The 22,607-nt window shown below is 35.1% G+C and carries 21 protein-coding genes and 1 pseudogene; 8 read left to right on the top strand and 14 right to left on the bottom strand.

Annotation, left to right across the window (positions count from 1 at the left end):
• The 3 genes from AACZ92_RS10570 to tsaB form a co-directional block, all read left to right on the top strand.
• A partial coding sequence (locus AACZ92_RS10570) for a TolC family protein (protein ID WP_339700893.1) occupies positions 1 to 976 on the top strand: 976 nt, incomplete at its 5' end.
• A 2-nt stretch (positions 977 to 978) separates the two neighbouring features.
• Positions 979 to 2,256, top strand: coding sequence for an efflux RND transporter periplasmic adaptor subunit (locus AACZ92_RS10565; protein WP_339700890.1), 1,278 nt, complete (start codon positions 979 to 981; stop codon positions 2,254 to 2,256).
• Between the two features lie 3 nt (positions 2,257 to 2,259).
• On the top strand, positions 2,260 to 2,928 hold the full coding sequence (tsaB, locus tag AACZ92_RS10560) for a tRNA (adenosine(37)-N6)-threonylcarbamoyltransferase complex dimerization subunit type 1 TsaB (RefSeq protein ID WP_339700887.1): 669 nt from the start codon (positions 2,260 to 2,262) through the stop codon (positions 2,926 to 2,928).
• Between the two features lie 83 nt (positions 2,929 to 3,011).
• Here tsaB and AACZ92_RS10555 read toward each other — a convergent pair whose 3' ends face one another.
• The 6 genes from AACZ92_RS10555 to AACZ92_RS10530 all read right to left on the bottom strand — a co-directional run bounded on the left by AACZ92_RS10555 (position 3,012) and on the right by AACZ92_RS10530 (position 9,029).
• The gene (locus tag AACZ92_RS10555; protein WP_339700884.1) at positions 3,012 to 3,728 is read right to left on the bottom strand and encodes a hypothetical protein; all 717 of its coding nucleotides are present in this window, start codon (positions 3,726 to 3,728) and stop codon (positions 3,012 to 3,014) included.
• 351 nt (positions 3,729 to 4,079) lie between these two features.
• Complete coding sequence (locus tag AACZ92_RS10550; RefSeq protein ID WP_339700881.1) at positions 4,080 to 4,781, bottom strand: hypothetical protein; 702 nt, start codon at positions 4,779 to 4,781, stop codon at positions 4,080 to 4,082.
• 28 nt (positions 4,782 to 4,809) lie between these two features.
• A complete protein-coding gene (locus AACZ92_RS10545; protein ID WP_339700878.1) occupies positions 4,810 to 5,673 on the bottom strand; it encodes a mechanosensitive ion channel domain-containing protein in 864 nt (287 codons plus the stop codon).
• Positions 5,674 to 5,679: 6 nt separating this feature from the next.
• On the bottom strand, positions 5,680 to 7,776 hold the full coding sequence (locus tag AACZ92_RS10540) for a thioredoxin domain-containing protein (protein WP_339700875.1): 2,097 nt from the start codon (positions 7,774 to 7,776) through the stop codon (positions 5,680 to 5,682).
• 21 nt (positions 7,777 to 7,797) lie between these two features.
• On the bottom strand, positions 7,798 to 7,998 hold the full coding sequence (locus AACZ92_RS10535; protein WP_339700872.1) for a dodecin family protein: 201 nt from the start codon (positions 7,996 to 7,998) through the stop codon (positions 7,798 to 7,800).
• A 119-nt stretch (positions 7,999 to 8,117) separates the two neighbouring features.
• Entirely contained in the window at positions 8,118 to 9,029 is a 912-nt protein-coding gene (locus tag AACZ92_RS10530) for a NifU N-terminal domain-containing protein (protein WP_339700869.1), read from the bottom strand.
• Positions 9,030 to 9,148: 119 nt separating this feature from the next.
• Here AACZ92_RS10530 and AACZ92_RS10525 point away from each other — a divergent pair.
• Positions 9,149 to 10,113: pseudogene (locus AACZ92_RS10525) on the top strand (type IX secretion system membrane protein PorP/SprF).
• Here the strand turns inward: AACZ92_RS10525 and murI are convergent.
• From murI to AACZ92_RS10485, 8 genes are all read right to left on the bottom strand, one after another.
• The gene (gene murI / locus AACZ92_RS10520) at positions 10,110 to 10,901 is read right to left on the bottom strand and encodes a glutamate racemase (protein WP_339700866.1); all 792 of its coding nucleotides are present in this window, start codon (positions 10,899 to 10,901) and stop codon (positions 10,110 to 10,112) included. The pseudogene AACZ92_RS10525 and the gene murI overlap by 4 nt on opposite strands.
• A 74-nt stretch (positions 10,902 to 10,975) precedes the next feature.
• The gene (locus AACZ92_RS10515; protein ID WP_339700863.1) at positions 10,976 to 11,485 is read right to left on the bottom strand and encodes an OmpH family outer membrane protein; all 510 of its coding nucleotides are present in this window, start codon (positions 11,483 to 11,485) and stop codon (positions 10,976 to 10,978) included.
• A gap of 42 nt (positions 11,486 to 11,527) precedes the next feature.
• On the bottom strand, positions 11,528 to 12,370 hold the full coding sequence (locus AACZ92_RS10510) for an OmpH family outer membrane protein (protein ID WP_339700860.1): 843 nt from the start codon (positions 12,368 to 12,370) through the stop codon (positions 11,528 to 11,530).
• A gap of 38 nt (positions 12,371 to 12,408) precedes the next feature.
• A complete protein-coding gene (gene bamA / locus AACZ92_RS10505) occupies positions 12,409 to 14,976 on the bottom strand; it encodes an outer membrane protein assembly factor BamA (RefSeq protein ID WP_339700857.1) in 2,568 nt (855 codons plus the stop codon).
• 10 nt (positions 14,977 to 14,986) lie between these two features.
• The gene (locus tag AACZ92_RS10500; RefSeq protein WP_339700854.1) at positions 14,987 to 15,727 is read right to left on the bottom strand and encodes an isoprenyl transferase; all 741 of its coding nucleotides are present in this window, start codon (positions 15,725 to 15,727) and stop codon (positions 14,987 to 14,989) included.
• A 4-nt stretch (positions 15,728 to 15,731) separates the two neighbouring features.
• Positions 15,732 to 16,424: a DUF6089 family protein gene (locus AACZ92_RS10495; protein WP_339700851.1), complete on the bottom strand. Its 693-nt coding sequence runs from the start codon at positions 16,422 to 16,424 to the stop codon at positions 15,732 to 15,734.
• 100 nt (positions 16,425 to 16,524) lie between these two features.
• Entirely contained in the window at positions 16,525 to 17,412 is an 888-nt protein-coding gene (locus AACZ92_RS10490) for an NAD kinase (RefSeq protein WP_117158694.1), read from the bottom strand.
• A gap of 4 nt (positions 17,413 to 17,416) precedes the next feature.
• On the bottom strand, positions 17,417 to 18,073 hold the full coding sequence (locus AACZ92_RS10485) for an acetoin utilization protein acuB (protein ID WP_339700849.1): 657 nt from the start codon (positions 18,071 to 18,073) through the stop codon (positions 17,417 to 17,419).
• A gap of 87 nt (positions 18,074 to 18,160) precedes the next feature.
• Between AACZ92_RS10485 and AACZ92_RS10480 the strand changes: the two genes are divergently transcribed.
• From AACZ92_RS10480 to AACZ92_RS10465, 4 genes are all read left to right on the top strand, one after another.
• Positions 18,161 to 18,874 (top strand): pyridoxine 5'-phosphate synthase, encoded by a 714-nt coding sequence (locus AACZ92_RS10480; protein WP_339700847.1) that lies wholly within the window; start codon positions 18,161 to 18,163, stop codon positions 18,872 to 18,874.
• The gene (locus tag AACZ92_RS10475) at positions 18,874 to 19,638 is read left to right on the top strand and encodes an alpha/beta fold hydrolase (protein WP_339700844.1); all 765 of its coding nucleotides are present in this window, start codon (positions 18,874 to 18,876) and stop codon (positions 19,636 to 19,638) included. Before AACZ92_RS10480 ends, AACZ92_RS10475 begins: the two co-directional genes overlap by 1 nt.
• A gap of 94 nt (positions 19,639 to 19,732) precedes the next feature.
• Positions 19,733 to 20,983, top strand: a complete 1,251-nt coding sequence (locus tag AACZ92_RS10470; protein ID WP_339700841.1) for an outer membrane protein transport protein — start codon at positions 19,733 to 19,735, stop codon at positions 20,981 to 20,983.
• 20 nt (positions 20,984 to 21,003) lie between these two features.
• On the top strand, positions 21,004 to 22,530 hold the full coding sequence (locus AACZ92_RS10465) for a G-D-S-L family lipolytic protein (protein WP_339700838.1): 1,527 nt from the start codon (positions 21,004 to 21,006) through the stop codon (positions 22,528 to 22,530).
• Positions 22,531 to 22,607: the final 77 nt, after the last annotated feature.

The following is a 22,607-nucleotide window of genomic DNA, read 5'->3' as shown; positions in this document are numbered from 1 at the left end:
TTCTAAATTAGCAAGCCAGTATCGTTTAGACAAAATGAAAGACGATATTTCCTTAGCCGTGGCAAATGCTTATTTACAAGTGTTGCTTAATAAGGCCAACCTAGAAGTGGCAAAAGCTCAAAATGAAGTTACTTTACAGCAAATAGAGCGTACTAATAACTTAGTAGATGCCGGAACGCTGCCAAGAGGTGATCTTTTAGAAATACAAGCTACAGATGCAGGTGAAAAGCAACGAATAGCCGAAACTGAAAATATTGTGACCATTTCATTGATAAATTTGGCACAATTGCTTTTAATTAAAGATTACGCAACGTTTGATATTGCCGATGAAGGATATAATATCGTGGGAGACGAAATTATTGAAAAACCGGTACAAGAGGTAATCAATGCTGCTGAAGAAAACCGAAATGAAGTTAAAATAGCTCAGAAAAATGTAGAGTTGGCAGAGAAAGATTTACAACTAGCACGTGGTGCTTATTATCCAACGCTTTCGGCCTTTTTCGGATATAATACACGGTATGCAGATAATGATTTTCTAAACCGATCTTTTACAGACCAATTATACCAAAACGATGGTCTAGGATATGGGTTGCAGCTAAACGTACCTATTTTAAACGGGTTTTCAACAAGAGGCAGTGTAAACAGAGGTAAAATTAACCTAGAACGTAATAGATATCAACTGGAGCAAGCTAAATTAGATTTAGAGTCTAATGTCTATCAGGCATATGTAGATGCTAAAGGAGCTCTTAAAGCTTATGAGGCTTCTTTGGTGGCATTAGAATCTCAAGAATTGGCATACGATTATGCAAAAGATAGATATGATGTTGGCTTAACGAATGCTTTCGATTTTAGTCAATCTAAACTTCGGTACGATAATGCCAGTATTGAAGTGAACCGAACCAAATATGATTATATTTTTAAATTAAAAGTATTGGAATTGTATTTTGGAGTTTCAGCTACTGAATTAAAATTCTAACTATGAAGAAAAAAACCATCATTTGGATTGTTGCTATTGCTGTGCTGCTAATTATTTTACTTCTAGTAGGTAAAAAAGCAGGTTGGTTTGGTAAATCAGGCAATTTTAAACAAGTTGAAATTACTAAAGTTGAACCCATCGATATTGCTGAAACCGTTGCAGCTACTGGTAAAATACAGCCAGAAGTAGAAGTGAGTTTATCTTCTGAAGTTTCTGGAGAAATCATAGAACTTCCTGTAAAAGAAGGTCAACAAGTAGAAAAAGGAGATTTATTGGTGAAAATTAATCCCGATTTAATTCAGTCTGCCCTAAGCCAATCGCAAGCAGGATTGCAAAACGTTCGAGCGCAGCTGTCACAATCTGAAGCAAATCTGAAAAATGCGGAAGCCACCTATAACCGAAACAAAACTCTTTTCGAAAAAGGTGTAATTTCAAAATCAGAGTGGGATCGTTCAGTTGCAGATTACGAAGTTGCACAAGCTAACAAACAAGCGGCCTATTACAGTGTGCAAAGTGCTGCTGCAAGTGTAAAACAATCTAGAGATAATTTATCTCGTACCTCGATTTATGCGCCAATGAGCGGTACTATTTCAAAACTAAGCGCCGAGTTGGGAGAACGTGTTGTGGGTACGGCACAAATGGCTGGTACTGAGATTATGCGTGTAGCTAACCTTAGTAATATGGAGGTTGAAGTAGATGTTAATGAAAACGATATTGTAAAAGTCTCTGTAGACGATTCAACCATTGTAGAGGTAGATGCTTATTTAAAACGAGAGTTTAAAGGTGTGGTTACTGAAATAGCCAATTCACCCGAGACCGCCTTAACCGCAGATCAGGTAACCAATTTTAAAGTGAAAGTGCGTATCTTACCAAGTTCCTATACAGATTTAACCGAAGGAAAGCCTGAAAGTTATTCGCCTTTCCGACCTGGAATGACTGCAACTGTTGATATTTTAACCAATAAGAAAAGCAATGTAATAGGTGTGCCTATTAGCGCCATTGTTATAAAAAGCGACACTTCGTCAACTAAAAAGTTTAAGGCAAAAGAAGCAACTTCAGATACCGACCAACGGTTTGAATGTGTATTTGTTAAGGACGGAGACGAGGCTAGGCTTAGAGTAATTTCAACCGGAATACAAGATGATAGTAATATTGAGATTACCAAAGGCCTTGAAGAAGGGGAAACGGTAATAACTGGTCCTTACACAACTGTTACTCGATCGTTGGGTAATGGTGATAAAATTGAAGTATCTAAAGAAGAAGAAAATACTGAAAAATAGCATATGGCTACTATTCTGTGTATAGAAACAGCAACAACTAATTGTTCAGTAGCGCTTTCGGTAAACGGAAGCGTTGCTGCTTTTAAGGAAGATAACCCTAATGGGGAGCAAAAAGGATATTCTCATGCAGAAAAACTACATGGATATATAGAAGAAGTGCTAGCGTTCGGAAATGTCTCTAAGAGTAATTTAGATGCTATAGCGGTAAGTAAAGGACCAGGATCTTATACTGGATTACGAATAGGTGTTTCGGCGGCTAAAGGGCTTTGTTACGCCTTAGAAATACCTTTAATTTCAATTTCTACTTTACAATCGCTCTCGCTTCAGGTTAAAGAAGAAGACACATTTGTTATTCCGCTACTAGATGCACGACGAATGGAAGTATACTCAGCAGTATTTTCTTCAGAAGAAAGAATTAGAAAAACTAAAGCTGAAATTGTAACAGAAGACTCGTTCTTGGAGTATATAAATAAGAAGAAAACAATTTTTATTGGTGATGGGGTTTCAAAATTTGAACCTCTTTGTAAACATCCAAACACGATTTTTATTACAGACAAACTTCCTTCAGCAAAGCAAATGGCTCCTCTTTCTGAAAAAAAGTTTAAGACAACTGACTTTGAAGATGTTGCTTATTTTGAGCCTTATTATTTAAAGGATTTTATTACAGGGTAATTCTAAAACCGTTAAAATAAATGTATACAAAAAAGCGGTATCCAATTTATGGTACCGCTTTTTGTATCGAATAAGAGTTAAAGTTATAGTATTGAGTTGAAATAAGTAACAAGTTTTGATAAATCTTGTTCTTCATCAAGATCTATATTTTGCTCTTTAATATATTTTTTAACCTCTTTTTTCTTTTTATTCATTACATCCAGTACCTTAGGTCTTTTAGTGGGAAGCTCATAAAAAGAACCGTCTTTTCCTACTAAATAATAAATTATAGTATTTTCCCATTTAGCAGGTCTATCTTTTTGGTATGAGGTTTCAGCAAAGTAAGGTTCTTTGTATGTGACTGTGGTTTTTTTATAAAGATCAAATTGATTTCCTTCGGTCACAACATTAAAATAGCCTCCTTTTTCTTTTGAACCATTATAGGGCACAAAAACATATATGTCTTGAAATATCTTAACATATATATTTGGGTCTTTAATAAGTGCGTTATACTCTTTAGATTCTTTGCTTTTTGATATCTCTATCTCATCAGCAAGAGCATTATAGCGTAATAAAACGTTTTTGGTTGCCAACTCTTTTCCTTGATAAATATTACCCTTTAGAAAAGTTTCATTTGCATAAGGAGAGCCTTCCATGCTTTCAAACTCTTCTTTAGATACATTAAAAGAGGTATAGAGTTGTTCAACATTTATCTTTGTACTTTGGAGTTTTTGCAAAGCATTTTCATAGCCGCCGACAGGTTCTTGAGCGAAAAGAAATGTACAGCTAATCAAGCAAGTTATTAGTAGATGTTTTTTCATGATTAATATTTTGAATCATTATAAATATACGAATTATTATCTTATTTAGGTGTTTATCTATAATTTGAGTTAAAATATTGCGGATTATGCATCTAAAATGAGGGGTTCCTTTTTACAATTCCTTTCTGTAATTAGATACTATTTTATTTGCTCAAAAGCCCCACTTTTACCCCGATACTTTAAATAGCTTCAGTAATAAAGTTAAACTTAGAGAAACAATTAAATAAGGCTTTAATGGGGTGTTGAACTTTAAATTTGTGTGCTTCACTTAGATTCAACTGTTAATATAAAAGCAAAAAACAAAGCGGTACTTAATGAAAAATACCGCTTAGTTGAGAAAATAGGCTGAGTTTATAATATTGAATTAAAGTAAGTAACTAGCTTTGCTAAATCTTGTTCTTCATCAAGATCAATATTTTGCTCTTTTATATATCTTTTAACTTCTTTTTTCTTTTTGCTCATCACATCCAGTACCTTAGACCTTCTAGTAGGAAGCTCATAAAAAGAACCATCTTTACCTACTAGATAATAGATTTTTGTTTTTACCCATGCTGCAGGTCTATCACTTTGGTAAGAAGTTTCGGCGAAATAAGGTTCTTTGTAAGTAACTGTTGTTTTTTTGTAAAGATCAAATTGAGCTCCTTCAGTCACGATATTAAAATAGCCCCCTTTCTCATTAGAGCCATTATAAGGAACAAATACGTAAACATCTTGAAATATTTTAACATATACATCTGGATTTTTAATGAGTGCATTATATGTTTCAGATTGTTCATGTTTTTTTATTTCAATCTCGTCGGCAAATGCATTATAGCGTAACAGAATATTTTTGTTGGATAATTCTTTTCCTTTATATATGTTTCCTTTTATAAAATTTTCATTTGCATAAGGAGAACCTTCCATACTTTCAAACTCTTCTTTTGAAATATTAAAAGACTCATAACGTTGTTCTGCATTTATTTTTTTGTTTTGAAGATCATAGAGACCTTGGTCTTGTGCCGCCCCCCCAATAGTAATAATTAAAAATACTAATGGTAATATATAATTTTTCATAATAAGTGTTTTAATTAATTTAAATATACTATTTATTATCTTTTTTTGCTATTTGCACAGGATTTAAATTATAATGATGTATATCTCTTTGAGGGAAAGGTATGCTTATTCCGGCAGCTTCTAACCGTGCTTTTCCTTCTTCAAGAGTATGCCATTTTATACCCCAAAAATCCTCATTCTTCGCCCAATAACGCAAAGAGAGGTTAACTGAACTATCACCTAAATCACCCACGACAATCATTGGTTTTTTATCTTCATCTTGCATAACAGTCTCTTGTTCATTAACAAGATTGAGTAATATCTCTTTGGCTTCCTTTATGTTATCATCATAACCTATGCCAAAAGTTAAAGCTGCTTTCCTAATTCCTTGTGAGGAATAGTTGATAATGTTATCATTAGATAATTTTCCATTAGGTACAATGGCTTCTTGATTACCAAAAGTTAGAATACGCGTATTGAAAATAGAAATCTCTTTTACGCTACCTTCTACGCCTTGAGCTGAAATCCAATCGCCCACACGAAAAGGTTTTATCAATAAAATTAAGACTCCTCCAGCAAAATTTGCAAGTGAACCTTGTAAGGCTAGGCCAATTGCCAACCCTGCGGCACCAATAACAGCAACTAGCGATGCAGATTCAACGCCTAATTGAGTTATGACTAACACAAAAAGTAGAATTTTTAATCCCCAACTTATTAAGCTCGCTATAAAATTTTCTAATGTGACATCGTACTCCTTTTTGTCAAAGAACTTACGTACAAATCTGTTGATGATTTTAATAACCCATAGGCCCACAATCAACATTACGATTGCTCCAATTAATGTAGGTAGAAAATCAATTAATTTTTCTCCGTATTCTTCAGCGTATGTTTGCCAATCATTTAGTTTGTCCATGTAATTCTAATTTTTTTTAATTGTTTTAATAGCTTTTTTTATTTCTGAAACAGGTAATTTACACGTGTTGTCAATGCAAACGTATATCAATGTTTCATCTTTTACAAACCTGTTTTGCAATAAAAACAAATTTGATTCTCTTGTACTGCCAGCAAGTAGCATATTAGGCAGATAGTTTTTACTTATTTCTTTTATTTTTTCTAGTGCTTTATCGCCTATAATAACTGTTTCATAAAAGTTTGATTGGTAGTTGGTAAGCAAATCTAACCAATTGGAAAACCCTATTGGGTATGATGATAACTCTTTCAAAACATTGTTTAACATTTGCTTTGCTGTTTTAGCATATCGTTCGTCATTATAGTATCGAGATAATTTAAACAGGTTTTTAGCCATAATGGAATTTGAAGCAGGGATTACATTGTCTCGATATTCAAACAAGCGTGTCATTAATTTATCATCTTTTGATGAAGTAAAGTAAAACATCTGCTTCTCATTATCGTAAAAATACTGGAAGGTATACTCTGTTAGCTTCTTCGAAATATGTAACCAGCTTTCATCTAAAGTAATTTGATGTAAAGCGATAAAAGCCTCAATTACCGCAGCATAATCTTCTAAATAGCCATTAATAGTGCTCTTTCCGTTTTTATAGTTATGAAACAATGCGCCGTCTTCTTGCAGTTGCTTTTCCCTTATAAAATGAGCATTTTTTAAGGCAATGTCTAAATATTCTTTTTTCTGAAATACTTTATACGCATCTACATAGCCCTTTAGCATCATTCCGTTCCAAGAAGTTAGTGTTTTATCATCTAGACGTGGTTTTGGCCGTTTATTCCGGTAGGTGAGTAATATTTGTTTCCAGGCTTTCTTTTTTTTCTGAAGTGTTTCTACTGAAATTGAAAATGTTTCAGCAATTTTGGCATTACTTTTATCGCGAATCAACACATAATTTCCCTCCTCCCATATTCCGAAGTCATTTACATTATAATATGCTTTAAAAATTTCAAAATCTTCTTTTAAAAGTTGCTGTAACTCTTTTTCTGAATAGATATAGTAAGCTCCTTCCTTCAATTGTCCAGATGTGGTTTCACTATCTGCATCCAAAGATGAATAAAAAGCGCCTTCGTCATTAGTAAAGGTTTCTGAAATAAATTGCAATGTTTCTTCAACAACTTCTTTATACAATGAATTTTTAAATTGGGCATATGCTTTACTATACAAACTTACCAGTTGTGCATTGTCGTATAGCATTTTTTCGAAATGTGGTACGTGCCATTTTTGGTCCACACTGTAGCGTGAAAAACCACCGCCCATAGCATCGTAAATTCCGCCATACGCCATCTGGGTTAAAGTTTTTTCTACATATTGCAGTAATGATTCATTGTTATTTTGAACAGCATATCGTAATAGAAATAGATAATTGTTAGGCATCATAAACTTTGGCGCCTGTTTGTAACCGCCAAAACGATGATCGAAATTTCGACTCCATTTATCAATTAAGGAGTTAGTATCAAAATTTGAAAAATCTGTTTCTTCAGTATTCAACTGAATTAGATCCATACTTTTTACGCCCTCCTCTAACCTTTTCGCGTACTCTTCCAATTTTTCCGGAGATTCCTTATATACCTGTTGTATTTGCTGCAACGCTTCAATCCATTGTTCTTTTTTAAAATAGGTTCCGCCCCATACTGGTCGTCCATCAGGTAGGGTAACCACATTCAGAGGCCATCCAGCGCCACCAGTCATTAATTGTACTGCGTTTATGTATATTTGGTCAATATCGGGGCGTTCTTCTCTATCTACTTTAACCGAAATGTAATCTTTGTTCATTACATTGGCCACAGCTAGGTCTTCAAAACTTTCATGCTCCATAACATGGCACCAATGGCAAGCGGCATACCCAATGCTAACAATCATCAACTTGTTTTCGGACTTTGCCGATGCAATCGTTTCTTTATTCCACCCTTTCCAATATACTGGGTTGCTCGCATGTTGCAGCAAGTAGGGGCTAGTTTCGGTATGTAACTGGTTTTTATTTTGTTCCAAACGTATAGTTGTTTGTTTCAGAAAAAAGAAAATACGCTCTTGATTATACCAAAAGCGCATTTGTTTTTTATAAAATGTATTTTAACTTACTTCAAAAGTAATTTTTACATTCACCCTAAATTGAGCTACATCGTCTCCGTTTACTGTACAACTTTGTTCGTTTACGTAAACTGATTTAATGTTTTTTACTGTTTTGCTGGCGTGCTTTACCGCTTTTCTGGTTGCATCTTCCCAACTATTGTCAGAGTTTGCTAACACTTCTATAACCTTTAATACTGCCATAATTTTTAGTTTTTAGATTAGATTACTCAAGATACGTATTTACAGTCGCTTACACTCTCAAATAATCGTTAAAACCTTGTTATAATAGCGGCAAAAGTTGGCTTGTGTATAGTGGAGATTTATCCGTTAATAGCTTCAACAGTTTGTACCCGACCGTTCATCATATCTTTTAGCATCGTTTCAATACCATTTTTTAAGGTAACGGTAGAGGAAGGGCAACCACTACATGCTCCTTGTAAGATTACGCGAAGGGTTTTGGTGTGTTCATTAAAAGAATCGAACGCAATATTACCACCATCACTAGCGACAGCGGGTTTTATATATTCATCGAGAATAGAAATAATTTCTTTATCAATATCTTTCAGGTCTTTATTTGAAATAGATTGTTGTGAAGTTGCTTCTTCTTTTTCCTCTTTCTGAAGAATTTCATCCGTTAACACAGGTTTGCCTTCTTCGATATATTTTCTAATAAATTCGCGCACTTCCATAGAAATTTCTTGCCATTCAGCCATATTGTATTTTAATACAGATACATAATTGGCACTGATAAACACTTCTTTTACAAAAGGAAATGCAAACAATGCTTTTGCTAACGGAGCATGGACGGCTTCATCAATATTTTTAAACTCAAACGTCCCGTCTACCAATGGTTTATTGGCTACAAATTTCATAGCTGCTGGGTTTGGTGTACTTTCAGCATATACGGTAACCGGTACTTTTTTTTGCGTTTCAGCAGCTTCGGTGATAACTTCTTTTCCGCTATTTAGATATTCTGTAATGGATTCAGAAACTTCCTCTTGAACATCTTCCCAAGTTACTATGTCATACTTTTCAATCGCAATAAAGTTTTGAGAAATATAAACAGTCTTCACAAAAGGAAGATAGAATAATTGCTGTGCAATAGGACTTGGCTTTGCATCATCAATATTTTTAAACTCGTAACTGTTGGAACGTGTTAAAAATGAATTGGCTACAAACTTTACAATGCTTTCGTTATTTGTAGGTTCTATAGAAATAGTGTAATTAGACATACAATCTTTTTTTGCAAAATTAAGGAAAGAAAATCAATACACTTAATATATTTGGCGATTTACACTATAAAAACAACTATTTATAAACAATTGTTTTTCAGGTTTTTGGGTTTTCCTTTATGAAGAAATTTTATGCTTTTCTTTTTTTTATCTTTTTATTTCACACTGTTTTTGGCCAAGAGGGTATTCCTGTCTATTCAGATTTTTTTTCAGATAACTATTATTTAATATACCCTTCTAAGCCGCATCATCTAATAAATTTTGGTTAACTGCAAGGCAGCAATGGTTTGGAGAAGAAGAGGCGCCTAATTTACAAACTTTAAGTTTCAATGCACGAGTTGGAGAGCAATCAGGACTTGGTGCGATTATATTTAATAATAAAAATGTATATCATCTGCAAAAAAGTGGATACTTGACATATGCTCATCATCTGCTATTTTCAAGATCCGAAATAGACTTAAATCAATTATCCTTTGGGTTGAGTGCTGGTTTTGTTTAATCAAGTTTAGATGAAATCGAATTTGATATTTCAGATTTTGATCCGGTTATATCGGGATTGTTCAAAGCAGTGCTTATTTTAATATAGATTTTGGTCTTTCTTATAACTTTTTAAATTTTTCCGGACATTTCAAAGATTTGTATACCGAAGAATTTGAATCTGCCAATCAGCGAAATTATCCATTGGGAGGTTCCTATGTCTTTGGAAACAATGCAGACTTATGGAATTATGAGCCTTCTGTTTTGTTTCAGTTAAAAGAACGAACCGGTGAAAAAGGAATTGTTGTAAATTTTAAAGCATACAGAAAAATGAACTTCGGGAAGCTCTGGGGGAGGCGTATCATACCGTCGCGGCTTTGAAAATACTGAATATTTAAACGGGCAAACTATAGAAAATCAAGTGATGCAATACATCACACCAGTTTTGGGAGTAAACTACAACCAATTCTTAGTTGCGTACCTCTATTCATGTCAAATTGGAAATATAAAGTTTAATAATGGTGGCTTTCACCAAATAACACTTGGATATGATTTTCCAATCAAAAGAAAAGAGCCTTATGATTGTGAATGTCCAGCAATTAATTAAAAGTCTAAGGTTTCTACAGTTATCTTTTGGGAATATGCTTTTAATAGGCTTTTTAAAGTTTCAGTTTTAGTGTTGATAAAAAATTGAAGCGTTACTTCTTTGTTACTTTCTTTAAGTAGGCCTTGTTGATGTAATACATGTTGAGTTTGTTTGGCAACCGCTTCGCCAGAATCAATGATCGATACATGGCTAGGCAATATTTTTTGTAACTGTGGTATAAGATAGGGGTAATGTGAACACCCCAAAACCAAATAATCAATATTGGCTGCAACCATAGGGGCTGTGTATTTTTTTAATAGTGTTTCCATTTCATTGGTTGCTAACTCATCATTTTCAATTAAAGGCACCAACCCTTCGCCAATAATTTCTACTACTGAAATTTCCTTGGTGAATTCTTTTGCTGTTTTATGAAATAAGGCGCTACTTAACGTACCTCTTGTTGCTAGGATACCGATGCTTTTATGTTTTGTTTGTAGCGCAGCGGGTTTTATGGCCGGCTCAATGCCAATGATAGGAATATTGTATGTGGAGCGTAATATGTCAATAGCATTTGTAGTTGCAGTATTGCAGGCTACCACAATTATTTTACAGCCCATATTTATTAGAGCTTCTGTATTTTTTATACTTAATGAAACTATTTTGTCCTTTGCTTTGTTTCCGTAGGGAGCATTTTTACTGTCCGCTAAATAAATAGTATTTTCCTTAGGCATTAATTGATGAATTTCTTGCCATATAGAAGAACCGCCAACGCCAGAATCGAAAATACCAATGGGACTGTTTTTGTTCATATATGTAAAAATAAAAACTGCCTACAATATATGTAGGCAGTTTTATAAAAATTTTCAGGAGTAATTAGTATTACTTAGATTCCTAATTCTTTTTTAACATCAATCATAAGGTCTTTACCGTCGGCTAATAGTATGCCGCTACCCGTTGTAGAATCCATTACGTATTGAAATCCTTGAGCACGGCCTACTTTTTGAATTGCTGCACGAGCTTTCTCCAATACTGGCTTTAAGATATCCTCTTGTTTTTTCTGAAGATCTTGCATGGCTTGTTGTCTGTATGACTGGATATTTGACTGCATACCTTGTACTTCTTGAAAACGTTTTTCGTTTTCCTCATCGGTTTTAGTAGCAGCTTCTTGGTCGTACTGAGTCATTTTCGTTTGAAGTTCTTTCGCCATTGCCTTAATCTCAGTATCGTATGTTTTCTGTATTTTATCAAGTTCGCTTTGTGCCGCTTTCATTTCGGGCATAGACTCAACTAAAGCTTGCGTGTCTATGTGTGCAACCTTAGTTTGTGCGTTTACAAAACTTGTAGCTCCTACAAAAATAGCTAAAGCTACCATTACTGATTTTAAATGTTTCATTGTATTAAATTTAAGTGTTATGATTTATTGATTTGTAATTTTTTAATTTTCTTCGTCACCAGTATTGTTTTCCTGGTTGCGTTCTTTTATTCTTTGTTCCCTTACTTCTTGGATAGAGTCTATTCTTTGTTGTCTTTCTTCTAGAATGCGCTGTCTTCTTTGTTCAATTTCAGCTTTTCTAGCATCGCGGATTGAATCACGTTGTTTTCTACGCTCTTCCATCATCTTCTCACGTTCATTCTTTTTGTCTTCAATTTCTTGCTCCCTCTCCGTAACAGCACCTTCTTGTTCTGCACTTAACTCTTCTTTACGCTCTATTTCTTTTTCTTCACGCTTGGTCTGAGCTTCTTCTCTTTTAGCTGCCCGGTTTATACTTCTTAAAACAACATCGCTTATGTCGTTTCGCTCAGCTGCAAACAACATTACTACGTCTGCAGATTTGTCAAAGATAAAATCGTACTTTTTATTTTCGGCGATTTCTTGTACGATATTGAAAACCTGATCTTGGATGGGTTGCACTAGTTGACGCCTTTGTATCATTAAATCACCATTAGGACCAAAACGATCCTGTTGATAATCTAGCATTTCGTCTTCTAGTATTTTTATTTCTTCTTCTCGCTCTTCAATAAGTTCGTTTGTTAATAGAACACGTTCATTGCTTAAATTAAGCTTCATTTGTTCTACTTCTTTGCTTTTTTTCTCGATGTCTTTTTTCCATCGTTGTACTTTTCCTTCTAATTGGGTCGAGGCTTCTTTATATTCAGGAACATTCTCAAGAATATATTCCATGTCTATATACCCAATCCGGGCTCCACGTTGAGCTTGAGCAGCAAACCCAAAACTTAATAAAATGAATGTTAAAAAAAGTAGCTTGTTCGTTTTCATAATCTTTGGTTGTTGTTTAAGAAAATATCGTGCCAAAATTAAAATTGTTGTCCAAGAATAAAGTGTGTTTCCCATCCATTGGGCTGTGTGCCCCCTAGTACAGGGTCAAATCCATACCCGAAATCAATCCCCAATAATCCAAATGCCGGCATAAATATACGTAATCCTACTCCAGCAGATCGCTTAAGCTCAAATGGATTATAATCCCTAAAGCCATTAAAAGAATTTCCACCTTCAGCAAAACCTAATACAAATATAGAAGCAACTTGCTTTAATGTTACTGGATAGCGTAATTCTAACGAAAATTTATTAAAAATGGTATTTCCATCTTGATCGGATAGCGATTGGTTAGGATATCCACGTAATTGTATTACTTCACGACCATCTAAACTAAATGATCCTAGACCATCACCTCCCACGAAAAATCGCTCAAATGGAGGGATTCCTCTTTCTTGGTTATAAGCTCCTAAGAAACCAAATTCAGTACTACTTTTCAATACTAACTTATCGATGAGGTTTGTGTACCAATCTCCTTTAAACTTTAATTTGTAGTATTCAAGAAACTTAAAACGTTCTTGGTCAATATCAGCAATTCTGTTTTGAGCTGCTCTAAAGTCTGAACTAGTTGATGGCACATCAAATAAATCGGCTCTTTCATTTGCTAAGGCATCATAATCTACACCATTAAAAAGAGAGTATGGAGGGGTTAATTTTGCCGTTATACTAAATTCTGAACCGCTAACTGGGTAAATAGGGTTGGTGGCGGTGTTGTTACGACTAAGGCCGATTGTGTAAGCCAAGTTGTTTGAATACCCATCACCAAACGTAAATAATGATGTGTTATAGTTTTGTAAGTTGTAATGCTGAAAACTGATGGCTTGAGATAACTGGAAAAAGTCATCTGGCCATTTTAATCGCTGCGCAATTCCTATGGAACCTCCTGTAATTAAAAAGCTGCGACTTTTATCCACATCTCTATCAGTATAGTCGTAAAAATATTGAATGGTATGAGAAAAAGAAGTGCTTAACTGCACTGGTTTTTTACCTCCCAACCAAGGCTCAGTTAAAGAAAGACTGTAGGTTTGGTAAAAACTACTCGCTTGTGCTCGTAACGAAAGTTTTTGACCATCACCCATAGGTAAAGGCTTGTAGGCGTCTTTATTAAATATGTTACGCAGAGAGAAATTGTTAAACGATAGTCCTAGTGTACCCACAAAGCCGCCGCCGCCGTAACCTCCTTGCAATTCTATTTGGCTGGCTCCTTTTTCAACTACTGAGTATTCTAAGTCAACAGTACCGCTATTAGGGTCCACATTTTTAAAATTAGGAGCTAATTGTTCGGCATCAAAATAGCCTATTTGCCCTAATTCACGAATGGTACGCACCACGTTTCGTTTACTGTACTTTTGCCCAGGACGAGTTCTAAGTTCACGGTAAATTACATGGTCATTGGTTTTATCGTTCCCTACTACGGTTACGTGATCAAAATAAGCCAGTTTCCCTTCACGAATTCTAACTTCAAAATCGATGGTGTCGTTTCGTACGGCTACTTCAACCGGGTTGATTTTTGAAAATAAATATCCGTTGTTTTGGTATAAGTTGGTGAGGTCCTGTGCTTCAGGATCTTCAACATCGGCTATACGTTCTTGGAGTAATACCCCATTGTAAGTTTCGCCTTTTCCAATACCCAATACCTGTCGTAATTGACTATCTGTATAGACACTATTACCGATAAAACGAATATTTCCGAAGTAATACTTATCGCCTTCTTCAACCTTCAGTTTTAGCGCTACATTATTATCATCTTTGGTTATTAAGGTGTCGCTGATAATTCGCGCATCACGGTATCCGCTTGCTTTGTATTTGTCTATAATGGAAACTTTATCCTTTTCAAACCCTTCTTTGGTGTATTTTGAACGTTTGAATAATCTTAGAAAGAATTTTTGTTTGGTTTCTTTCATAGACCTACGCAGTTTTACATCTGAAAACTTCTCATTACCTTCAAACTCGATATCGGAAACTTTTACACGTTCGCCTTTATCAATTTTAATGGTCATATTTTTAGCAATTTCCTGCCCAGTAGAATCAATATGAGGGGTTTGGGAGATAATTACCTGAGTATTGAGATACCCATCTTCTTTGTATTTATTCCTTATTTTATTTTTAGTAGTGGTAAGAAGGTTTTTGGTAATTTTAGTACCCGGGTCTAGCTTGTTTTCTTTAAGAATGTCTTTTTTCTTGCCTTTGCGAATACCTTCTATTGTAACTTCATTTAGCTTGGGAAGTTCAACTATATAAAGCTCTAAATCTGCTTTTTCTCCATCTATATTGGTTACGTAAAAAGCAATATCACTAAAGAGGTTCTGCTCCCAAAGTTTTTTGGTTACAGCACTTAGTTTTTCGCCAGGAATATAAATACGATCTCCAACTTTAAGACCTGTAAAGGCAATTACGGTTTGTTCGTTAAAGCTTTGCGCTCCTGTAACTTTTATATCGTTTATGGTATATTTTTTACCACTGTCCAGATCCCTTTGCTGTGCAGAGAGGGAAAAAACCGTAACTACTGTAAAAAGAACGATACAATATAGTTTTTTGTAGGATTTCAATAATAAGCTTTTATTTAAGTTGTTCACTTGTCTTTCCAAATCTTCTTTCTCTGTTTTGATAATTTAATATTGCTTCAAAAAGATGGTTTTTTCTATAATCTGGCCAAAGGGTATCTGTAAAATACAATTCGGCATAGGCTATTTGCCATAATAAAAAGTTACTGATACGTTGTTCACCGCTGGTTCGTATCAATAAATCAACATCTGGCAAATTTTGCGTGTAAAGATGATTATTTATAACCGTTTCGTCAATATTTTCCGGCGAAATTAGGTTATTTTTAACTTTATGACTAATCTCTTTGATGGTTTTTATAATTTCTTCCCTAGAACCATAGCTAAGAGCTAGCGTTAAGGTCATTCTGGAGTTTTCCTTGGTTATATTAATGACGTCGTTTAATTCACGCTGGGCCTTTTTAGGTAGCGCTTCCAGATTGCCAATGGCATTGAGTTTAATATTGTTGTCTTGGAGGGTTTTTATTTCTTTTTTTAAAGAAGAAACTAGTAGTTTCATCAATAATTCTACTTCTAGTTTAGGTCGATTCCAGTTTTCAGTAGAGAAAGCATATAAAGTTAAATAGGGTATGTTTAATTCAGCACAGGCTTCAACAATTTCACGAACAGCTTTGGTGCCATTTTCATGACCTATGGAGCGAAACAATCCTTTTTGTTTGGCCCACCTACCATTACCGTCCATAATAACAGCCAAGTGTTTGGGTAGTTTGTCTATATCTATTTGTTGTTTTGTACTCATTGGATTAAAAGTTACAATAACATGGTTTTCGGCCAAAGGTAACAGTTAATGTTATCCCAGTAAAAACATACCAATCATCACTATTTGTATTACCGAATTTTAAATTTTGAAAATCTTCTTTGTCATTAACTGGATTACTACCGTCTAGGTCGTCTGTAAAGGTATATCGAGCACCAATTTCAAAACCCAGAACAAACCTATTTGCCAAACTTGTTTTATAGCCCACCACCATAGGTATTGCTACACTTGATGCTCCGCCATAGCTGGTAATAACATCATCACTTGTTTTATAAAGGGAGTCATACCAAAAATAAGTAAGGCCAGTATACAAATAAGGCGTGCTAGCGGGTTTGCCACTGTACATATTAAATTCCCAAAAGGTATATTCCATTCCTACTGAAATTTCACTTACAGTATTTGAAAATGACAAGCCCCTTTGTTGTCTCCGTTCTTGGCTGGAGTCTGCATCATCTCCTTTAATATTAGCGACTAATATAGAGGCTCTAAAGGAGTGTCTTGGACTTCGGTTCCACTTAAAGATACCGCCAAAAGCCAAACTGTTGGGAGCTATGTAATTAGTGCGTCCCACATCGCCTATATAATTAGCGCCGCCAATCATTCCACCTACTTCATAGGTTTGTGAATGTGCTAAAAATGTGGATGTTACTACTAAAATTATGGTCGCGATATACCTCATATACCTTAAAAGTTTGCAAATATAATAATAAACTTCGCTTTATTGGATAATTAGCGAATTACTCTTGGACAGTTAACAAAGTTTACGGCTTTTTATTGTTTTAGTTACGTTTGTCTTCACCCCATAACAATTTTTTTCGGAGCGTTTTAATAAAACTATCCTCGGCTAATTGAACTAGCTTAATGGTGAAAGATGCTTTACTTATGTGAATAGTAGTGTTGTTTTCCAATGTAGCAATACGTGAATCTAAAGAAACTAAATATGATTTTTCCCTTCCTGAAACTTTTAAAGTAAGTTTACTGTCGTCTGGTAAAACCAACGGTCGTGCGTTAAGATTATGTGGAGCAATTGGAGTAATGATAATATTTTTTGCACTTGGTTCTATCACTGGACCTCCACAGCTTAAGGAATAACCCGTAGATCCTGTTGGTGTAGCTACTATTAATCCATCAGACCAATACGATGTAAGATGTTTTCCGTTTACATCGGTTTCCACTTTAATCATGGAAGTTGTGTTTTTTCGGTTTACAGCAATCTCGTTTAGGGCAAAGTTTAAAGTGGGTTTTATTTCTGTGTTTTTTGGAGAGGTAGCAATGGTGAGTAGGCTTCGTTCAGAAATTAAATAATCCCCATCGAGTATTTGAGATAAACTTTGAGTGATTTCTTCTTTTTGAATTGTTGCTAAAAAACCTAATCGCCCTGTATTTATACCAACAATGGGAATATCAAGATCTTTCACAAACGTGACGGATTTTAAAATGGTTCCATCACCCCCGATACTAAAAAAAAGGTCGTAGGATTCATCTAACTCTGTAAAGGTTTCAAAGTTGGAGAAATTCCTTGTAATTTCATTATTCAGATTAATGATGTCTAAGAAATTTTCTTCAATAAAAACAGATACATTTTTATTTTTCAGCACATCAAGAATTAACTGAATGTAGGTTTCAGAATTTTTATGATAGAATTGACCGTAGATACCTATTTTCATCAATTTACATATTTAAATATTTGTCTAAATAGTCAGACCGTTCTTGTAAGTCCTTTAAAAACTTGTCTTCTTCATGATTGCTTATCACCGTGTAATTGTACCTTCTAAATGTTTGCACAATCTCGTTCATACCAGTGTGACCAATTTTAATGGTAGCTTGCATTTTGTCATTCTCAATCTTTGAAACAAAGGCTCCAAAAATTCGGGTTCCATTGCTCTCTACAATTTGGCAAATTTCACTAAAGGAATAATCATTAATTCCTTTTTCAACTACAATAATAGCTCCAGCTTCGTTTAAAAAAGGTGTATTGTTGAATAGGCTCATAATGTCGCCTAATTCATAATATCCTATATAATTGTTTTCTTCGTTTAAAATAGGCATAATATTACTGTTATGAAGCGCAAAAGCCTCTAGTATATCTAGCCAATTAGCGTTTTTTCTAACAAAAAAGCCCTCTAAAGCATATTGATAATCGCTTAGTTTTTTCTCGGTTTCAAAGCAATGAGCATCGGTTTCAGAAACACAGCCTATGTATGTTTCTCCTTTTTTTACTGGAATATGAGTGTAAGTAAGGTTGTTGAAAGCCTTTTGTATATCTTTTATGTTCGAAGAAATATCAAAAGGTGAAACATCGTCCAATATGTAATTCAATGTATCCAAAATAGCTATTTTAAGTGCAAATTACTTAAAATATAAATGGAAAAGCCACCCGAACCTTTGTATTTTTGTTAATCTTAAACTAAGAAAATGACAAAATTAAGCGTAAATATTAACAAAATAGCGACCCTTAGAAATGCTCGTGGCGGCAATATGCCTAATGTATTACAAGTAGCAAAAGATGTTCAGGCTTTTGGAGCAGAAGGAGTCACTATTCACCCAAGACCCGATGAGCGTCACATTCGATATCAAGATGCTTACAACCTTAAGCCTATAGTAACTACTGAATACAATATTGAGGGAAACCCGATCCAGAAATTTATGGATATGGTACTGCAAATTAAACCTACCCAAGTAACGTTGGTGCCAGATTCGGTAGATGCTATCACCTCAAATGCAGGTTGGGATACTGTAAAGCATAAAGATTATTTAGCTGAAATTATTTCAGAATTTAAAAACAAGGGCATTCGCACTTCCATTTTTGTAGATCCTACGTTAGATATGATTGAAGGGGCTGCAAAAACCGGCACCGATAGAATTGAATTATACACCGAAGCGTTTGCTGAAGCATTTGAAAACGGAAATAAAACCGCGGTAAAACCATATGCTGATTGCGCTGCTCTAGCGCATAAGTTAGGCCTTGGTGTTAATGCCGGTCACGATCTTTCCCTAGATAATATTAAATTTTTCAAAGAACAAGTTCCGCATTTACAAGAAGTTTCTATTGGTCACGCTTTAATATGTGAAGCTCTTTATCAAGGATTAGAGCCGGTAATTAAACAATATTTAGAAAAACTGAAATAATGGAAATATTACATTCACAAATAGTAGGAGAAGGAAGTCCTTTCTTAATTCTTCACGGTTTTTTAGGAATGAGCGATAACTGGAAAACGCTCGGCAACCGTTTTGCTGAGGCTGGTTATCAAGTCCATCTTATCGACCAACGAAATCACGGCAGGAGTTTTCACGATAAGGAGCATAGTTATAAAGTTATGGCAGAAGACGTGAAAAACTATTGCGGTCATCACAACCTTGAAAATATTATTTTATTGGGGCACTCTATGGGTGGAAAAACAGCTATGCAGTGTGCTACTGAATATCCAGGATTGGTATCAAAACTTATCGTTGCAGATATTGCGCCAAAACAGTACCCACAACACCATCAAGATATTTTAAAAGGATTAGCTTCTTTAGATTTTTCAGAAATAGAGAGTCGTTCACAAGCCAGTGAAAAATTATCGGAATACGTGAAAGAAAAAGGGGTGCGTCAATTTTTGTTAAAAAACTTATACTGGAAAAATAAAGGAGAGCTAGCATTGCGAATGAACCTTCCTGTACTTACTAAAAATATTGACGAAGTAGGCGAGCCACTAAGTAAAGAAGCGATTTTTAAAGGCGACACTTTATTTTTAAGCGGTGCTAACTCAGGATATATTCAGCAAATAGATGAAATTATAATACACAAGCATTTTCCAAAAGCTAAAATTGAGGCTATAAAAAATGCTGGGCATTGGCTTCACGCAGAAAATCCTGAAGAATTTTATGAAAATGTTATGAATTTTTTATAGTATTGTAAAGGCAATTTGCTATGTATGCATAATAAATTGAAAAAATTGATAAAAATCCATATCGACAATAAATTTAATTTAACTCAAATCAATTATGAAGAAAGTAGTTCTACTGGCCGTATTTGCACTTGCAACGGCAGTAACCTATGCCGGCGGTTATCGTGTTAGCTTGCAAGGACAAAAAGCGCTTGCTATGGGGCACACTGGTGTGGCTGTAGTAAACAGTGCGGAGAGTGTATTTTTTAATCCCGCGGGATTAGTGTATTTAGAAAATAAATTAAGCATATCAGCAGGTGTTAGCGGTGTGTTTTCTACAGTGGCTTATCAAAATGAAGCTCTTGGAACCTATGCTGAAACTGATAACCCAGTAAGTACTCCACTATATTTTTATGCTTCGTATCAAGCAACAGATTGGCTTGCTTTTGGCTTAGGAGTTTATACTCCTTATGGAAGTACGGTTGAATATGAAGATGATTGGGCAGGTTCTCACTTGGTAAACAATATTGATTTACAAGCAATATTCATTCAGCCTAGTGTTTCGTTAAAAGTAAATGATAAATTTAGTGTAGGTGGTGGTCCAATTTACGTAACGGGATCGGTTAATTTTAATCGAAATCTTACAAGATCACTTACAGATTTAGAAGGAAACCGTTCTGAAGTTACTATTGATGCCTCAGGAGTTACTAATTGGGGGTGGACTGCAGGTTTTATGTTTAACCCGACCGATAACTTACGAATTGGTGCTAATTACCGTTCCGAAATTATTTTGGAAGCGGAAGAAGGGGATGCAGATTTTCAAAACGTACCCAATTCACCATTAACGCCATTTGTAGATACGCAGTTCGATGCGTCTTTGCCTATGCCTGCTGAATTAACAGTTGGTTTAAGTTATGAATTTTGTAAAAAATGGACCTTTGCATTTGATTATAACCGAGCTTTTTGGGATGTATATGAATCGCTAAGTATAGATTTTGCAAACCCACAGGTGCCAGATTCTGACAACTTACGTAATTATAAAAATTCATCTTCTTACCGTTTTGGATTACAATATGATGTAACTAAAATGTTTACGCTTCGTGCAGGATATTACTTTGATGAAACTCCGGTTCGTGATGGGTATTTTGCGCCAGAAACTCCAAGAAATGATAGTAGCGGTTATACTGCCGGTCTTACTGTAAATGTTGGTGAACATTTTCAAATAGATGCTTCATTCTTATACTTACACTTTAAAGAAGTTGACGCTTCTTATGACTATCACTTTGATCAAGGTGTTCAAGCTCCTTTTAGGGGAACGTATAAATCTAGCGCCTTTGTACCTGGATTAGGAGTGTCTTACAAACTGTAATTGATAAAAAATTGAAAACAATGAAAAATACTATAAATATATGTTTAGGCTTACTTGCCATTGGGTTTGTAAGTTGTGAACCAGAATTTGAAAACCCTGTAAATGAAGAAGGGTTTTATGATAGCGGAAGTGCCAATTTTTCTAATTTTGTAGCAGTTGGTAACTCGCTAACGGCCGGTTTTGCCGATAATGCGCTGTATATTACAGGTCAACAAAACTCATACCCAAATATATTAGCAGGACAATTTGAGTTTGCAGGTGGAGGTGATTTTACACAACCATTAATGAGTGATAATTTAGGAGGTTTACTTTTAAATGGAACTCAAATAACAGATAATCGTTTGGTGCTTTCAGTAGGTGCAGATGGTGAAAGAGCTCCTGTAATTTTAGAAGGAAATCCAACAACCGAAATTACAAGTGGCCCAACAGGACCCTTTAATAATATGGGAATTCCTGGTGCTAAAAGTTTTCATTTAGTTGCTCCAGGTTATGGTAATGCCGGTGGAATTTTATCAGGTGCTGCAAATCCATATTACGCACGTATTGCAACAAGTGGTAGCGCAACTGTAATTGCCGATGCTGCTTCTCAAAGCCCAAGCTTTTTCGCACTATGGATTGGTAATAACGATATTTTAAGTTACGCTACTTCTGGAGGTGTTGGTGAAGATCAAACTGGAAATATAGACCCAACAACTTATGGTCCTAATGATATAACCGACCCTAATGTATTTGCTTCTGTATATAGCCAAGAGGTTGACGCATTAGCAGCAAGTGCTTCGGGAGGGGTGTTAATTAATATTCCTGATGTAACATCAATTCCTTATTTTACCACTGTTCCAGCACAAGCTATTCCATTGGATGCTGCTACGGCTGGTGCTGTAAGTGCTCAATTTGCACAATATAATAATCAGGTGTTACCTACTTTAGTAGGGGCAGGGATCATTACACAAGAAGAAGCAAACGCTAGAATGATTAGCTTTTCTGCAGGGCAAAATTTCCCAATCATTACTGATGATGATTTAACCGATGTTACACAGATTTTAATTGCACAAGGTTTACCTGCTGGTACAGCAGAATTGTTAGGGCAACTACGTCAAGCGACTAATGATGATTTAATAGTACTTCCAGCTTCTTCTATTCTTGGTACTACGCCAAACCCTGATATACCAACTAATGTTGTAGGGGTTTCATTGCCATTAGGTGATGAGTTTGTTTTAACAAGTGTAGAGCAATCTCGTGTGGCTACAGCTTCAGCGGCTTATAATGCCACTATACAAGCTATTGCTAGCGCGAATAACTTAGCTTTTGTAGATGCTAGAGCAGCCTTAAGGCAAGTAGCTCAAGGGGGTGTTGTATATAACGGAGGGGTTTTAACTTCTGCTTTTGCAACTGGTGGTGCTTTTTCATTAGATGGAGTTCACCCAACACCTAGAGGCTATGCTTATACAGCAAATGTTATGATAGATGCTATTAATGCTCAATATAATGCAACAATTCCTAAAGTTGAAATAGGAAATTATGCCACTATAACACTAGCTAACAACTAGTAGGTATAGATATTTAAAATTAGTTATTTTAAAAAACCGTTTCAGATTTTTCTGAAACGGTTTTTTTATCTTTATAA

The organism is uncultured Marixanthomonas sp. (assembly GCF_963974425.1).
Taxonomy (GTDB): domain Bacteria; phylum Bacteroidota; class Bacteroidia; order Flavobacteriales; family Flavobacteriaceae; genus Marixanthomonas.
This window is presented reverse-complemented; position numbering and strand designations above follow the sequence as displayed.

Excerpts from the sequence above, each read along its gene's own strand:
- AACZ92_RS10565 (WP_339700890.1), top strand. The coding sequence starts at position 979 with ATGAAGAAAAAAACCATCATTTGGATTGTTGCTATTGCTGTGCTGCTA.
- tsaB (WP_339700887.1), top strand. The coding sequence starts at position 2,260 with ATGGCTACTATTCTGTGTATAGAAACAGCAACAACTAATTGTTCAGTA.
- AACZ92_RS10555 (WP_339700884.1), bottom strand. The coding sequence starts at position 3,728 with ATGAAAAAACATCTACTAATAACTTGCTTGATTAGCTGTACATTTCTT.
- AACZ92_RS10550 (WP_339700881.1), bottom strand. The coding sequence starts at position 4,781 with ATGAAAAATTATATATTACCATTAGTATTTTTAATTATTACTATTGGG.
- AACZ92_RS10545 (WP_339700878.1), bottom strand. The coding sequence starts at position 5,673 with ATGGACAAACTAAATGATTGGCAAACATACGCTGAAGAATACGGAGAA.
- AACZ92_RS10540 (WP_339700875.1), bottom strand. The coding sequence starts at position 7,776 with ATGCGCTTTTGGTATAATCAAGAGCGTATTTTCTTTTTTCTGAAACAA.
- AACZ92_RS10535 (WP_339700872.1), bottom strand. The coding sequence starts at position 7,998 with ATGGCAGTATTAAAGGTTATAGAAGTGTTAGCAAACTCTGACAATAGT.
- AACZ92_RS10530 (WP_339700869.1), bottom strand. The coding sequence starts at position 9,029 with ATGTCTAATTACACTATTTCTATAGAACCTACAAATAACGAAAGCATT.
- murI (WP_339700866.1), bottom strand. The coding sequence starts at position 10,901 with ATGAACAAAAACAGTCCCATTGGTATTTTCGATTCTGGCGTTGGCGGT.
- AACZ92_RS10515 (WP_339700863.1), bottom strand. The coding sequence starts at position 11,485 with ATGAAACATTTAAAATCAGTAATGGTAGCTTTAGCTATTTTTGTAGGA.
- AACZ92_RS10510 (WP_339700860.1), bottom strand. The coding sequence starts at position 12,370 with ATGAAAACGAACAAGCTACTTTTTTTAACATTCATTTTATTAAGTTTT.
- AACZ92_RS10500 (WP_339700854.1), bottom strand. The coding sequence starts at position 15,727 with ATGAGTACAAAACAACAAATAGATATAGACAAACTACCCAAACACTTG.
- AACZ92_RS10495 (WP_339700851.1), bottom strand. The coding sequence starts at position 16,424 with ATGAGGTATATCGCGACCATAATTTTAGTAGTAACATCCACATTTTTA.
- AACZ92_RS10490 (WP_117158694.1), bottom strand. The coding sequence starts at position 17,412 with ATGAAAATAGGTATCTACGGTCAATTCTATCATAAAAATTCTGAAACC.
- AACZ92_RS10480 (WP_339700847.1), top strand. The coding sequence starts at position 18,161 with ATGACAAAATTAAGCGTAAATATTAACAAAATAGCGACCCTTAGAAAT.
- AACZ92_RS10475 (WP_339700844.1), top strand. The coding sequence starts at position 18,874 with ATGGAAATATTACATTCACAAATAGTAGGAGAAGGAAGTCCTTTCTTA.
- AACZ92_RS10470 (WP_339700841.1), top strand. The coding sequence starts at position 19,733 with ATGAAGAAAGTAGTTCTACTGGCCGTATTTGCACTTGCAACGGCAGTA.
- AACZ92_RS10465 (WP_339700838.1), top strand. The coding sequence starts at position 21,004 with ATGAAAAATACTATAAATATATGTTTAGGCTTACTTGCCATTGGGTTT.